12 protein-coding genes are annotated in these 14,718 nt (G+C 61.1%); 7 read left to right on the top strand and 5 right to left on the bottom strand.

The features are described 5' to 3' along the window. Nucleotides 1-7: 7 nt before the first annotated feature. The 5 genes from EU556_RS16530 to EU556_RS16510 all read left to right on the top strand — a co-directional run bounded on the left by EU556_RS16530 (nucleotide 8) and on the right by EU556_RS16510 (nucleotide 4,702). Nucleotides 8-481, top strand: coding sequence for a DsrE family protein (locus tag EU556_RS16530; RefSeq protein ID WP_125433104.1), 474 nt, complete (start codon nucleotides 8-10; stop codon nucleotides 479-481). Between the two features lie 44 nt (nucleotides 482-525). Continuing rightward, a complete protein-coding gene (locus tag EU556_RS16525) occupies nucleotides 526-1,863 on the top strand; it encodes an MFS transporter (protein ID WP_135435237.1) in 1,338 nt (445 codons plus the stop codon). A gap of 251 nt (nucleotides 1,864-2,114) precedes the next feature. Further along, nucleotides 2,115-2,912 (top strand): hypothetical protein, encoded by a 798-nt coding sequence (locus EU556_RS16520; RefSeq protein WP_135435236.1) that lies wholly within the window; start codon nucleotides 2,115-2,117, stop codon nucleotides 2,910-2,912. A 14-nt stretch (nucleotides 2,913-2,926) separates the two neighbouring features. Beyond that, a complete protein-coding gene (locus tag EU556_RS16515) occupies nucleotides 2,927-4,363 on the top strand; it encodes a bifunctional metallophosphatase/5'-nucleotidase (protein WP_245327717.1) in 1,437 nt (478 codons plus the stop codon). 39 nt (nucleotides 4,364-4,402) lie between these two features. Beyond that, a complete protein-coding gene (locus tag EU556_RS16510; protein WP_125433102.1) occupies nucleotides 4,403-4,702 on the top strand; it encodes a YidH family protein in 300 nt (99 codons plus the stop codon). 36 nt (nucleotides 4,703-4,738) lie between these two features. Here the strand turns inward: EU556_RS16510 and EU556_RS16505 are convergent, their stop codons facing one another. From EU556_RS16505 to EU556_RS16485, 5 genes are all read right to left on the bottom strand, one after another. Continuing rightward, nucleotides 4,739-6,811 carry a toprim domain-containing protein gene (locus EU556_RS16505; protein ID WP_125433101.1) on the bottom strand — a complete coding sequence of 691 codons (2,073 nt, stop codon included), beginning with the start codon at nucleotides 6,809-6,811 and terminating at the stop codon, nucleotides 4,739-4,741. A 105-nt stretch (nucleotides 6,812-6,916) separates the two neighbouring features. Continuing rightward, the gene (locus EU556_RS16500) at nucleotides 6,917-8,734 is read right to left on the bottom strand and encodes a DUF3945 domain-containing protein (RefSeq protein WP_135435235.1); all 1,818 of its coding nucleotides are present in this window, start codon (nucleotides 8,732-8,734) and stop codon (nucleotides 6,917-6,919) included. Nucleotides 8,735-8,939: 205 nt separating this feature from the next. Further along, the gene (gene mobC / locus EU556_RS16495; RefSeq protein ID WP_135435234.1) at nucleotides 8,940-10,949 is read right to left on the bottom strand and encodes a conjugal transfer protein MobC; all 2,010 of its coding nucleotides are present in this window, start codon (nucleotides 10,947-10,949) and stop codon (nucleotides 8,940-8,942) included. 134 nt (nucleotides 10,950-11,083) lie between these two features. Then, complete coding sequence (locus EU556_RS16490) at nucleotides 11,084-11,953, bottom strand: relaxase/mobilization nuclease domain-containing protein (RefSeq protein ID WP_135435233.1); 870 nt, start codon at nucleotides 11,951-11,953, stop codon at nucleotides 11,084-11,086. After that, nucleotides 11,950-12,273, bottom strand: a complete 324-nt coding sequence (locus tag EU556_RS16485; RefSeq protein ID WP_135435232.1) for a plasmid mobilization protein — start codon at nucleotides 12,271-12,273, stop codon at nucleotides 11,950-11,952. The genes EU556_RS16490 and EU556_RS16485 overlap by 4 nt, the downstream gene beginning before the upstream one ends. A 754-nt stretch (nucleotides 12,274-13,027) precedes the next feature. Between EU556_RS16485 and EU556_RS16480 the strand changes: the two genes are divergently transcribed. Then, on the top strand, nucleotides 13,028-13,843 hold the full coding sequence (locus EU556_RS16480) for a ParA family protein (RefSeq protein ID WP_135435231.1): 816 nt from the start codon (nucleotides 13,028-13,030) through the stop codon (nucleotides 13,841-13,843). A gap of 11 nt (nucleotides 13,844-13,854) precedes the next feature. Beyond that, nucleotides 13,855-14,547, top strand: coding sequence for a hypothetical protein (locus EU556_RS16475; RefSeq protein WP_135435230.1), 693 nt, complete (start codon nucleotides 13,855-13,857; stop codon nucleotides 14,545-14,547). Nucleotides 14,548-14,718: the final 171 nt, after the last annotated feature.

Genomic DNA, 14,718 nt, shown 5'->3' with positions numbered 1-14,718 from the left:
CTTCGCCATGAACGCTCCTCTCCGCTTTCTTGCGGCCTCTGCCCTGCTGCTGGCCAGCCTTACCACCACCCAGGCCCAGACCCCGACCGCCGGTAAACCAGCCGCCGAATTCACAGGTGCTGTAGCGGACAAAGCGGAGTACAAAGTGGTGTACCAGCTGGACAGCGACGACCCCAAGCTCATCAAGCAGACCCTGCGCAACATGAAAAACGCGCTGGAAGACCCGCGCCTCAAGGGCAAGCTGCAGATGGAGCTGGTGGCCTACGGCGGCGGCACGGACGTGTTCCGCAAAGCCCAGCCCTACGAGGCGGATCTAAAAGCCCTCCAACAGCAGGGCGTGTTGCTGGCCCAGTGCCTGAACACGATGAAAGAGCGCAAGATCAGTAAGGACGAGCTGTTTCCCTTTATCAGCTACGTACCCACCGGCAACGGTGAGCTGATCATCCGCCAGGCCCAGGGCTGGGCTATCGTGCACCCCTAAACAACTACGTTTCCTATACTTCCTCCCCCCATTAGCTACTAGCCATGACTACTCCGCGTCTGGGTCTGCGTGAAAACTGGCACCAGTTCAGCCTGCTGGTCCTGGTGAATGCCTTTGTGGGGGGCATGGTGGGGCTGGAGCGCACGATTCTGCCCCGGCTGGCGGAGCAGGAATTCCACTTAGTAGCCCGCTCGGCCATTCTCTCCTTCATCGTGGTGTTTGGGCTTACGAAAGCCGTGGCCAACTACTACGCCGGGGCCTGGGCCAATACGGTGGGGCGCCGAAACCTACTAGTTATTGGTTGGCTCATTGGTTTGCCCGTGCCCCTGCTGCTGCTCTGGGCTCCCTCCTGGGGCTGGGTGATTTTCGCCAACGTGCTGCTGGGCCTGAATCAGGGCCTGGCCTGGTCGAGCACCGTGGTGATGAAGATTGACCTGGTGGGCCCCAAGCAGCGCGGGCTGGCCATGGGCCTGAACGAGTCGGCGGGCTATCTGGCCGTGGCCGCTACGGCGTTTGCCTCGGGCTGGCTGGCCACCGAGTACGGCCTGCGGCCTTATCCCTTTTATCTGGGCATCGTCCTGGCGGTGCTGGGCCTGCTGGGCTCTCTGCTGGTGCGCGATACGCGCCACCACGTGGCTCTGGAAGCGGCTCAGGCTCCGGCCGGCAGTTCAGCTGGGCCGCCGCTTTCCTTCTGGGACGTGACCTGGCGCCACCCCAACCTGGGCTCGGTCACGCAGGCCGGCCTCGTGAACAACCTCAACGACGGCATGGTCTGGGGTTTGCTGCCGTTGCTGCTGGCTTCCAAGGGATTCACCCTTACCCAGATTGGTACCGTGGCCGCCGTGTACCCGGCCGTGTGGGGGCTGGGCCAGCTGGTGACCGGCCCATTGGCCGACCGGCTCTGCAAAAAAGACCTGCTCTTCTGGGGCATGCTGCTGCAGGGGGCGGTGCTGCTGGCCATGCTGTTTACTTCTTCTTACCCGGTGTTTCTACTGCTGGCAGGTCTGCTGGGGGCCGGTACGGCCCTGGTATATCCCACCTTTTTGGCAGCTATTGCCGAGTATGCCCCCCTGCCCCAGCGGGCTCACAGCGTGGGCATCTTCCGCCTCTGGCGGGACGTGGGCTACGCCATCGGCGCCTTGCTTACGGGCATACTGGCCGATACGCTGGGCCTGGGGGCCGCCCTGGCTGCCATCGGAGGGCTAACAGTACTCTCCTCTCTCGTCATTCGCCGCCGCATGTACTGCCTGCCCGCGCCGGATAGCGTAGACGCCTTCACCGGCAGTTGCGCCCGGCCCGCTTCAACCTTTCACCTGAGTAGTACGCGTCTGGTTCGGCCGCTAAGCTCCTACCTGTTCCGGCCCTTACTACGCTGCGCGTGAAAACGGCCCCGGTTCCCGTCTACTGCATCGACTCCTACCCGGAAGGCCACGGGCATGATGCCTTTCACGCCCAGCGGCTGGAAGATGTAATTGCCGGGTTTTCGGGTACCTTCTGGCCGGCAAAGCGTAATCTTTCTGGTTGCTGCCTATAACCGCATAGAGCCAGGTTGTTGCCTGAACGTGCCCACGGCAGAGCCGTATGGCCTAGTTAACTCTAATCAGGCTAACACTGGCCTTACTACACCTACCTTATGAAAGGTTACCACTACCGCTTTGCCATTCGGGGCTACTCGCATCCACTACTCTTTGACTTATCTGCACACAACCCTAGTCCAGATCTGGCATTTATGAACGAGGAGTACGACAGCGGTGCTCCTCAGTTCTTTTTCACATCTGCTCATCTGGACGAATTAAGTGAGCCAGCGCAGGTTTGGGGAAGGGCCCGGCAGTTGCTTGATATGTTCCATGGCATTTACGTACTGGCCTCTTTATCTCCCAATTCACCTTTCGGGTCAGCACGTCCGGTGCTTTATAATCTGTATGATTTATGGGCTGATAAAGGGCTCGACTCCGAAACGCCGGATGAGCCAAGCAAGCATCCTTACACGGCCACTGTGCTGGCTGAGCCAGTGCATCCGGTTTACAGCAGCGGCCCGATGAGCCAAGCCTTGCTGCTTGCCCGCACGGAGCCCGATGTGCTTACGCTATTGACCCAACTGGGCCAGGAACTGGACTTACGCACGCTCTACGCCATTGTGGATACGCTGCGCCATTATGAAAGTGACTTTGACGGTCTTCTACAGACGGCGGGCATTTCCAACGCCAAGTACAAACTGTTCACCCGCACAGCGGACAACTTCGGCGCTTCGGGCTTGCTAGCGCGTCACGGCCCTAGCAACAACCAACCGCCTGCCAATCCGATGCCATTATCTGAAGCGCAGTACTTGGTTAAGTTGTTGAGCCGGCAATATCTAACTGACCACCACGGAATCCAGTTTCCAGAGCCCATCGTGTACGAGGATGCAGGCGGCATGCTGGAAGATTTTTAGCCTTGCAATTCACTATGGGCACCACCCTCTCCTTCTTCCAGCTTAACGACGTGCATGGCTACCTGAACCTGCACCAGGAGCTGTTTTACGGGCCCACCGGCCCCGAGTACCGTCCTTGTGGGGGCTACGCCCGCATTGCCACCCTGCTGCAGCAGTGGCGCCAGCAATACCCGGAAAATCTGCTTTTCGACGGGGGCGACACGTTTCACGGCACCCGGCCGGTGGTGGATACCCAGGGCGAGATTCTGGTGCCCATCCTCAACGAGTTGAGCGTGGCCGGTATGACGGCCCACTGGGATTTTGCCTATGGACCAAACCGGCTGCGCCAGTTGGTTAAGCAGCTGAATTACCCCCTGCTGGCCGCCAATGTGTATGAGAAAGCCTCGGGCGAATTGGTGTATCCGCCGTATCAGGTCTACGAAACGGCTGGCCTGCGCGTGGGCGTCATCGGCCTGGCCTGCCCCATCGTCGACAAAACCATGCCGGCCCATTTCGGTGAGGGCCTGCGCTTCACCGATGGGACGGCGGAGCTGCCCCGCTACGTGGCCGAACTGCGCGGCCCAGAGCGCGCCGACCTGGTAGTATTGCTTTCCCACTGCGGCTTCCCGCAGGACGTAGCCCTGCTGCAGGCGCACCCCGGCGTGGACGTGTGCCTGAGCAGCCACACCCACAACCGCCTCTACGATCCCTTCCGCGCGGGCGACTGTCTGGTTATTCAGTCCGGGGCCCACGGCTCCTTTGTCGGCCGCCTCACGCTCACCGTGGAAAACGGCCGCGTCACCGCCCACGACCATGAGTTACGGGAAGTCAGCGCGGACCTGACGCCCGACCCGGCTCTGCAGGCGCGCATCGACGCGGCCCTGCTGCCCTATGCCAGCCTGCGCGAGGTGGTGGGCGTCACCGCCACCGGGCTGCACCGGGGCACGTCGGTGGAGTGCCCGGCCGACGATTTTCTGTTGGCCAGCATCCGGGCGCTAGTGCCCGCCGACCTGTACTTCTCCAACGGCTGGCGCTACGGGGCGCCCATCCCCCCCGGTCCGGTGCAGCTCAACGACCTCTACGACCTGGTGCCGATGGACCCGGAGATTGAAACGGTCGAGCTCACCGGCGCGGAGTTGCGCCAGATGCTGGAGAAGAATCTGGAAGGCACCTACAGCCAGAACCCGTTGCACCAGATGGGCGGCTACGTGAAGCGGGCCCTGGGCTTGAAAGCGTACTTCAAAGCCGAGAACCCCAAGGGCAGCCGCTTGCAAACGGTGTTTATCAAAGACCAGCCCCTAGACCCGGAACGGACCTATACGGCCGCGTATATCACCTCCCAGGGCGTACCACATCAGGTGGGCCGCAACCGCCGCAAAACCGGGCAGCACGTGGTGGCCGTTATGCGGGCATACTTAACCCAGCACCGGCCCATGGTTGTGCATCCGCACGCGACGTTCGTAGTGGTATAATGCCCGGGGTAGCCCGGGCCTCCGCTTTACTGCTTCCGCATGCCTGCATTTCCTTCATTACCGCCCAACTATGACCAGCAGGGCCTGGCCGCGGCCCGCACCCGCATGGCCAATGAGCGTACGTTTCTCACCTACGTGCGCACCAGTCTGGCTATGCTGGGCTTCGGTCTGGCCCTGATTCAGCTTCATCCGGTGCGCGCCGGGTCGTTGGGCTACTGGGCGGTTGGTGCTGCCGGCGTTGTGCTGCTCACCGGGTGGCTACGCTTCCGGATGCGGCAGCGGGAAATTGAAGAGTGTCGGATAGCAGTCAATGCTTCTGCAACTAGCCTGCCTCGTTAGCTAGTGAACTTCTCGACGCCCGGCACCTGGCAACCACTACCACCGGGGGCTGGTCCGGGGACGGTTTTCCGGAACTGGGGGCTTGGGCGCATGTAGCAGCTGCGCCGCTTGGCGCAACTGCAGTACGGCGGGGCTGGCTTTCAGCGTGTCCAGCGTATCCACCACCGCCAGAACCCTTGCGACATTCTCTTGGTTGATACCCGTCAGCGCCGGCCGGGTCAGCAGCTGCTTGCTGACTTCCTGCAGCCGGGCGGCCTCCAAGCCGGCGGCGCACACGCGCAGCTCGCGGACTACCTGCCGCGCCGCCTCGATGAAGTCCTGACGGGCCTGGTCACGGGCGGGGGAGTCACTGGGCCGCAATGGCGGGCCAGCTTGGCGCTCCTGCTCCCGGGCGGCGGCCAGCTGCCGGCGCTCCACCGCGTCCTGCCCGGATTCTACCACCGTGACCCGGGGATTCTGCCGGAGCGCATCCACTGCGTCGCTGATGGCCGGCAACTGGGGTGATTGAACGGGGTAGCGCAGGGTCAGTTCCGTTAGTATTTCGCGGGCTACACCGGGCGGCTGCCGGGTGGCGTGGTCGATGTGCAGGCCGATGCGCTCCAGATTTTCGCGCAGGGTGGGCAGCAGCGCCGTTTCGTCCCGGCTTTCGCGCAACTCTACCACTAGCAGCCGCTCCCCTTGGGTCCGGGCCTCGGCCTGGGCTTGGTGCAGCTGGGCAATCTTCCCGCTGCCACTTATTTCCGGATTGTCCCAGTGCTGCTGGCCGAAGCCGTATTGGTCCTCGTCCACGTCACCCAGCTCGCGCCGCACCACCTGCTGCAGCTGGTCCTGCTTTAGATCCTGGTTCCAGTCCTTGCCCTGGCTTTTCACGAGTTCCACCCGGTGCTCGAAGGCCAGCGTCTGGCTGGCCGCCTGATTGAAGGCGTGCAGCGCCCCCGGGCTCATGGGCAGATGAAACTGGTAGGTGTGGGCGCCCAGCTTCTGAGAGTGTATTAGCTCATCGCGCAGGGTCGGGCTCGTGGCCGGCGTACCGGGGGCTCCATTAGCCTGACTGAACTGCTGACTCGTCTGCTCGTTGTAAGCCTGCAGCCGCCGGCTCAATGCCTGCACGCCGGCCGGCTGGGGCGCCACGATTTCGACGGTCAGTTGGTGCTCATGCTCGCGCACCACTTTCATCGGATTCTGGTCGCTGGCCAGGCCCGCCAAGAGCCGCGTGTCGAAATGGTGCCCCTGGGTGTCATTGTCAAAGGCAGCCCGGATGGCCGGAATCTGCTCCTCGCGCAGCAGCCGTTTCAACTCGAAAATCTTATTCTGGGTGAGCGTGCCGGCGGTGGAAGCGTAGAGGGCGCTTTCCTGGGGGTGCAGCTGCGCATAGGAAAGCGTATCGAGGGCTGACTCGCTGACTACGAGCACCGCCGCCGGCCGGCCCTCGGGCAGCCGGCTCAGCCACAAGGAGCGGGAAAACTGGCTTTCCGGCGCCTGCCCCTTGAAGCCTGCGCCTTTCAGTTCCAGTCCCACTACCCGCCCCTCGTGGTAGGCCGGGAAGGCCGTGTTGACGTAGGTTTTGGGCGGCAGCCCGGCCCGCTGCACGGTGTGCCGGTGGTTGAGTATGCGCCCGACGAACTGCGGGTGCCGCAGCGTAGCTAGGCTGATGCCCCGCCCTTCGAGGTAGGTGGTGTCTTCCAGCGGCCGGCAGTCCTTAGTGAAGATGCTGTGGAACTTCTCGCCGGGCGCGGTTTCGGCAATAGGTGGCAAATCGAGCCGGGGCCGCTGCGGCTCGGGCAGGCTCAGGTAGGCGCGGAAGTGGTCGTTGACTGCCTGCCACAGAGTACGACCCGGCAGCTGGGCAATGCCAGCAATTCGTCCCGAGCTTACCCGGTTCTTCATCCAGTCGATGACGCTGCCCTTGTCGCGGTCATCCTGGGCGTTGAAATACATCCAGTCACCGCCCCGGCCCTTAAACACGACCAGGGTATCGTCGCCCTCGAATACATGCCACTTGCCTCGGCCCAACTGCTCGCCTTTTTTCAGGGTGTAGCCGAAATGGCTCAGCAGCTCGGGCAACTCCACCCGCTCCTTGATTTTTTGAAAAGTCAGCTCGTGTTCCATGGCTTGGGGATGGGTTAGACCGGGGGCAGCCCAGAAAAAAGAAGCCCGGAAAAGAGCTTCCGGGCTTGGGGTGAATAGATGATGGCGTGGAAGCAGTTGGCCCGCTTAGTGGCGTGGCCCCCGGGTTTTCACCTGCGTCGTTTGCTCCTTGGCCGGCGTGGCCACCACCGTCTTGGTAGCACCCGGTACCGTTTGCTGCACCTGCGGCGCCTGGTGCTGGATTAGCTCGTGCGCGGCGGGACGCACCTCGATGCAGGCCTTGGCGGCATTTACCTGCACGGTGCCGTCGAACTGCCGGCCGCCGTCGCCGCTGGCCATGTTGGCCAGGGCCACAACTTTGCCCTCGCGCAGGTCGTGGCTCTGCTCGGGCGTAAGCTTGACGCCGGCAATGGTATCGTGCAGCGTCACCTTGTCCTCGGGCAGAATCACCACCTTGTTCATGGCCTTGTCCACGGCTACGTAACCGTTGTAGGTGCGGCCCTGCTCGTCCTTGAGGCCACGCAGCAGGCCGGCGTTGCCCTCCGTTTCCAGCCGCTGCCGCTGCTCGGGCGTGAAGGGCATTCCTCCAATCTCATTGGGAATCACCAGCCGGGCCTGGGGCAACTCCATTTTCAGGGTAGCCGTGCCGTCAGCTTCGCGGCGCAGCACCATCTTCCCCGCAAACCGAACGGGGTCCTGATCCGGCCGGTCTGTCACCTGCATGGCCAGCAGGTCGGTTTGCCGCCCGCTCAGCAGCTTTTCCAGCTGCCCGCTCTGCTCCAGCGTCTGCAGGGTCAGGCCCAGCGAAGCCAGCACCTGCTGCGGCACGTCGCTGGCCCGGAATGGCGGGGCGACGGGGACCGGCGGGGCCATCACCTCGATCGGGGCCGGCTTGCCGGCGTCGGCGACGGCCACCGCGTGGGCACCTATGGCAGCTGGCGCCTGGTCGGGCAGAACTTTTGCTTGGGCAGTGCCCGCCTTACGGAGCAGGCGCGCCTGCAAATCCTGGCGGGTTTGCTCGTAGTCCACTTCCAGGTGCTGCCGGGTTTTGGGGCCGCCGTTCAGATGGGCGTAGAAGTTCTTCAGAAAGGCTGACGCCGGGTTGCCGCTGGTGTCGATGTCGAAAATGCTTTTCCCGTCGCGCAGCACCTGCTCGGTGGTCCTGCCATGCTGCTGGGCCAGCTGCTGCACGCGCTGCTCGGCTGCGGCCTGCTGCCCCTGCTCCGGGACGGTTAGCGCGTGCTTGGGCACGGCCGCGAGCTGGGCGCTCAGTGCGTCCCACTGCCCGGCGCCGAATGCCTGCCGCACCTGCTTGCTGCGCGGGGGCTCGTAGCCGTCATCGTAGCCCGCCTCCTGCCGGCGGGCGGCCGCCTGCTCCGGCTTTTCTACCACGCCCACGCCATTCCCTATCTGCCGGAAGCCCTGTAATGTCGCCTCCAGCTGACCCAGCTTGTTGGATTCGGGGTCGTAGCTGACCGCAAAGCCCCCCGTGAGTTTGCCCGCCGGGTTACGCTCGAACTGCAGCGCGCCCACGGCCACGCCGGCTTCCCGGAGTTGGTCGAGGTAAGCGCGCATTTCCAGCAGCGGGGCCACCTCGTCGCCCTTCTGCTGCCAGGTGATGCGCAATTCGCCTACGGGCGCTGCTGCAGCTACGTCAGTAGCAAGGCCGGCGGGGGCCTGCTGCCCTTCCCCTACCGGTGGCTCCGGCCCCTGCGGGGTGTTGCCCGGTTGCTCTGCCGGGTCGGCTGGTAGCTCATCGGGCGCCAACGCCACAGGAGCTGTATCCCCGGCCGGCGCAACGCCTGGAGGTATGGCCACCTCCTCGGCCTGGGGTACGGGTGGCGGCGGGGTTTGCGCCTGCCCGGCAGTCAAAGATTCGTTTGCGTCGCTGGCCTTTATCTGGGGCAACGACGCTGGGGTCATCTCGTCATCTTGCTCAGCCATTGGAAAGTGAAATAGAGGAAGGAAAAAGCCACCCTGACCGCTTAGCACGGGGCCGGGCAGCCCGGAATTCGACTTGTGCAAACCTATCGGCCACCACTAGGCGCGGAGCAGAAACTTGACGAGTGGTCAGAATTGGGGGGTAAGGTGCCGGCTGGGTACACGAACGGCATCCTCAGGCAGGCCCACCACCGCACTATAAATGATTCTACTGCTCGGCCTTTTCCTTAATCAGATGGCGCAATGCTGGGTCCTGCTTGATGCGGGTCAGCTCGCGGGCGCATAGCTCTTTCACGTCCGTTTTCACCCGGTTGAAGTTGGCCTTAATCATCTCCTCGGCCTCGTCCTTGCCCGTAGTCGGATTGATGAAGCTGGTAATATCAGGGATGGGCTGGTAGCCGCTGGCTTCCGCCGCTACGGCCTTCACGTCTACCTGGATGCGGGCGTGAAACACCTTCTGGTCGATTTCCTCGCCGAAGTTGTCGGCTACCGCTCCCACGAAATTACCCTGGGTGAGGTTGGCAATGGTGCTGGCCGGAATCATGCTGTCCATCTGCGTGGAAAGGCTGGTGCTCGTCTCACGCATGTTGATGCTCAGGCTCTGGCGCCGCTGCAGAATCTTGCCGAACCGCTCGCTTAGCCACTTGCCGCTATTGCCCGATACCTGCCCGCTGAACACGTTGCCCACCGTGTTCTTGATGACCTCGGCCTCCTTCTGCCCGTAGTCGCGCTCCAGCTGCGAGAAGTCCTGGAAGCCCAGACAGGTGCTCACCTTGTTACTGCGGGCCGTGGCAATGAGGTTATCGAGGCCCTTGAAGTAAATGGTGGGCAACTCGTCAATGATCAGCGACGACTTGCGCTTGCCCTTCTGGTTGACCAGCTTCACCAGGCGAGCGTTGTAGAGGCCCAGCGCGGCCCCGTAGATGGCCTGGCGCTCGGGGTTGTTGCCCACGCACAACACCTTGGGCTCCTCGTTGCTATTGATGTCGAGCGTAAAGTCGTTGCCCGACATCACCCAGTAGAGTTGGGGCGAAGCCAGCCGGCTCAGCGGAATCCTGGCGCTGGCAATCTGCCCTTCCAGCTGCTCAATGGCGTCCTTCTGAAAGGCCGATACGAAAGGCTTCACCAGATTCTCAATTTCCGGGTACGAGGCCAGCACCGGGAAAATCTCCTCGTAGTCGCGGCTCAGAAACTCGATAACGTGGGGAAAGGTGCAGTACTTGCCCCTCTCGAACAGCTTCAGAAACCAGATGATGGCCGCCACGAAGTTGATGGGTGACTCCACGAAAAAATCGCCCTGCTTCTGAATCCAGCTCTTGTTCAGGTTCAGCATGATGGTCGACGCGCTTTCGTAGGCGTCCACGATGTCGGTCATCAGCTCGGGCAGCAGCGGGTTGCAGCGGTGGCTTTTGCGCGGGTTGTCGAAGTTGATGACGTAGAAGCCCACCGGCCTATCGAACTTGTCCTGGTGACGCAGCAGCGTGTTGTAGCAGATGCGGCTCAGGTCGTCAAACTTGTAGTCGTAGATGTACATGCAGAAGCCCTTGGCCAGGTGCTGCCGGATAAACTCGTTGATGATGGCAAAGCTCTTGCCCGAGCCGGGCGTGCCCAGCACCATCGTGGCGCGAAAGGGGTTGACCACGTTTAGCCAGCCCTGGCGGCGCTTGCCGCGCAGCCAGTACTCGGTGCGCAGATTCACTGAGTACTCGTTTTCCATCAGCCGCTCCTCCTGCGGGAAGCTCTCGTTTTCCTTGTTGAAGATGTCCTTCAGCAAGTCGTTGTTGAACAGCCGGCTCAGCCACGCCCCGGCGCTCAACAAGAGCAGAAAGCCAACCGTCAGCAGTCCGGCGTAAAGCACCGTCGTCAGCCCGGCTCCCAGCGTCAGCCCGCGCACTGCATCCGCCCCGAAGAGCAGCAGCAGCCCCAGCGCGGCGGAGCACGCCACCGTTCGGCCTTTGAGCTCTTGGTTAGCCCGCCCCCGCGTGCCCAGGCAGCTGAGCAGTAGGAATACCACGGCTAGGCTCTTGCTGACCCAGCTGGCTTTGAACAGAAAGGTATTTCGCGTAAAGCTCTCCAGCAGGTGCTCCACCACGCCGGTTGTCCAGCCCAGAGAGCGGAAGTATGCGAAGCAGTAGTAGTAGATGTTTATGGCCAGCAGCCCAATGGCAAACAGGCGCATAAACTCCATGATTTTCCGTAACCCCTTTTCGTCTTCCATTGCTTGAACCGCTTGGTGAATCAAGCAACTTACCGCCCCGCCTTACCTCTGGCACGGATTACTTGACGAGCGGTTCAAAGTCAGCGGTGAGGTGCACGCTCAGCACACGAAGGGTGACACCCCCTGCCCTGCCCCTACTGTCTACGCCCCTTCCGGCGGGCTTGCTTCGGCCGTACAGGCGGCGCCGGCTGAGGCAGCGTGGTTGATACCTTGGGACGAGCCTTCCGCTCAGCTTCCGGCTCCATAACCGGCATCACGGATGCCGCCAGGGCCTCCCGCAGCTGCGCCCCTTTGTAGCCTACTTCCTGGCCCCGCAGGGCCACTCCTTCCGTTTCAAAGCTGACGCCGCGCAATACCCCGCCCTTGTCGTGGGTGTAGCGAATCTCGATGGCTAGTTTTTGCAATTGCAAAGCCAGCCACTGCTCCCCTTCCCTATCCGACTGACGCAGCAACTGCGCCAACGCCTGACTTACCCGCTGCCGCGCTGCCTCCTTGGTTGGGTCTAGTGTCTTCAAACTACGCCGCCTTTCGGGTAGCGGGTCCATGCCCAGCTCCTGGCTTATCTGCCGCGTGACGGCTGGCTGCCGGTAGAAATTATTATCCGTTCGCAACGCCGGGCCGCCGTCAATCGGCACCCGGTTCAGGTAGATGTGCACGTGGGCGTGCTGCTTGTCCCGGTGCTCATACACGACCACCTGGTGCCGATCAATCGGTGCTCCCATCAACTCACAATAGCGCTTGGCCGCCGCCACCTTTTGCGCCTGACTCACGGCTTCCCCGGCCTTCCACGAAAGGACCGTATGCCACACGGGTTTCCGCACGCGCTTGCTCCGTGCCGCCACGGCCTGCATATCCTGCGCCATCTCTTTCGGGCTTCCTGGAATTACGTTGGAGACCACTAAAAGTGGCGCCTCCCCTGGCTCCTTACCCCTCCCCTGCCGCTGCCCAGCCCCGTAAGTCAGCGCGCCCTCAAAGTCGTTACCCGTGGTTGTTTTCGCAATCATATCAGGTAGCCTCTAATAATTGTCAGCGCCTCCAACAGCTGCGCCTCATGGTTGCTAAACGACTTACCAGCCTGTGCCAGACGCGCAATCTGATTAAGGTTAGTACCAATGCCAACCAGCTGCCGTCGCAACTCCGCCGGTACGCTTTCTTTTATCTCTACCCCCCGTCCAACGTCCCGCAAATACGCTGATACCTTCTTGTAGCCAGCAGCCATAGCCTTCTCCTGCAGCTCCTTTTTCTCATCCGGGCTTACGCGCACATCAATGCGCAAAGTGCGCGCAGCCTCGGCAGTTGTTTCATCTGGCTTCTCTGATTCCATAAGCTACTTACGGCGCTTCGTGAAGAATGGCTACTGAATAGTAATGTTCACCATTCACGCAAATCTAAGCAGCTAGAGCTAGCAAGCCAAGCTATGTGAGCCTGCGAACATGGCGGTGTCATTGTTTGGGCAAACGAAGTTTGTCCGGACAATGACATGGCTTGCTGCTGGTTGATGAACGAGCATATTGAACGAGGACGTTGAATGGGGCTAGGACTATAACTAGCGCGCTTCTTTGCATCATTGCTTCCTTGCTTCAATGAAGCACTTAAAACACGAATTAAACTTGGTGATGAAGGACCAGAACATTTGAATACACATTGCTACTATCTACTGCAATTTCTGCTTCAAAGAATCGGTGCTTCATTGCTTCACATGTAGCTTTTATACTACTTGTAAAATTGCCACGTTACTATTGCTTCTGTGCTTCGGCGCTTCATTGCTTCACTACAGGTTTCTCAAAGTTTTATTTTTTTGCTTCAGTGCTTCATTACTTCGGCGCTTCAATTTAATCAATACTTCAATGCTTCATTGAAGCATTGAAGTATTGATGCGCTGACAGTCTGCTTCGATACTTCGATAATTCAACGAGGCTATGTATCTTTGATGCCTTGCTTCTTTGCTTCAGCGACTCGTGAACAGTTAGAAGCTCTGAAGCACAGAAGCAAAGAGTCAATGCTTCATTGACACATTGCAACTTTGAAGCATTGACGCATTATGAACCGACTACCACTTTTTTAAAACCACTCACCTAATGAAAAACACTCGGGTAATTGCCTTTGCCACTCAGAAGGGTGGGGCTGGCAAATCCACCATCGGCACGCACGTCGCCTCGGCGCTCTGCTATCTCTACGGTTACAAAGTGGCGATGCTTGACTGCGACTATCCGCAGAACACCTTGCACGCCTACCGCAGCCACGAGCAGCAGCTTCTGCAATCCGACGTGGCTTTTCAGGAGCGGCTCATCAAGCAAGGGGTAACGCCTTACCCGATTGCTATTTCGAGCGTTGAAAAGGCCGTTGAGGCGATTGACACCCTGGCCGAGAAGGAGTTCGACTTTATCCTGGTGGATACGCCTGGTACGGTCAACGTTGTGGGGTTGAGCGAGCTATTGGAGCGGGTAGATTATATCTTCCTGCCCATGGAGCCGGATATGGGAACCATTGCCTCCACGATGTCCTACATGCACATCCTGGGCAACTTCACCCATAAGCAGCGGCCGGAATCCAACCTGGCAGGCTTTTACGCCTTCTGGAACAAATTCCTCAAGGCGGAGAAACGGACGGTTTACACGAAGACCGCCGAGCTGTTTCGTGAAAAGGGCTATCCGCTGCTCAACAGCCGGGTAGAGTCGCTGGTCAGCATCAAGGACAAGCGCTCCACGATGTTCCCCATGCCGGAAAAGGAGTTGGGCAAACTCGGCCTGGGCAGCCTGATTACGGAGATTCTGGAATTGGTGCTCGGCAAGGGCACGGTTACCCCCTCGGGCAAGACCATTGACTTCACGCCCACGGAATTCGAGCAGCCGGCCCCCGCTGCCCTTGAAACCCTCGACGACAACGCTAAATAACGCCCGCTCCCATGGCCAAGAAAACCACTGAATCCAAAGAAGCCGCGGCCGAGCGGCGCCAGCGTGAACTTGCTGCCCTCACCTCGGGCGTTGCTGCTTTCAGCCTGATGGGCGACGCCCCCCGGCCAGTGGCGCCGGCACCGGCGCCCGCTGAAGCATCCGCAGCTGCCGTTGCGGAGACTCCTGCCGCGCCGTCGATGCCCCCCGCGGCTGAAGTCGCTCCCCCCGCTGCGGCAAAGGAACCAGCGGGAAAAAAGGCGACGCCTGCGCCAGAGGTGGCGGCCGTACCCGCGGCACCCGTTCAGGCGGTAGAACCCGCAGCAGCGGCGCCGGCACCAGTAGGGGAGGAGCCCCGCGCGGCCGCCCCCGCACCACTGCCTTCGCCAGCTCCGGCCAGCGCGCCGGAAGAAGAAGTCGGGGAGGAAGCCGAGGAGGAGTTGCCCGTTGCCACACCGGTCACGGCGGGTGGGGAGCTTGACCTGGCGCAGCTGTTCGTGCCTTCGGCAGAGAAGAAGACGACCACCCTGCGCATCACGGCCGACCACCAGCAGTATTTCACCCAGCTCGGCTTTATCCTGGGCGGGGGCGCGTCGGCCCCGGATATCATTCATAACATTCTGAATCGCTTTCGGCAGGAGCACGAAGCACAGCTGCAGAAGGCGATGAAAAAGCAGATCCGCCAGATGATGGCACCTAAAAAATAGGGCAGCGCTGGTATCCCAGGGCTATTCCATACGTATAGCGGCCGGCTCACCTTCCGTGGTTGAGCTGGCCGTTCCGTTTCCCGCTCTTGCCTTTTCCCAATACTGCGCTTAACGGTGGGGGAGGGGAGAGGCTCTACTACCACCCCGCTATGTCTACACAACCCTTATATC

Origin of the sequence: Hymenobacter fodinae (assembly GCF_004745825.1) — a bacterium.
GTDB lineage: Bacteria > Bacteroidota > Bacteroidia > Cytophagales > Hymenobacteraceae > Hymenobacter > Hymenobacter fodinae.
Note: the sequence above shows the minus strand (reverse complement) of the source record. Positions and strands in the feature narration are given on the sequence as shown.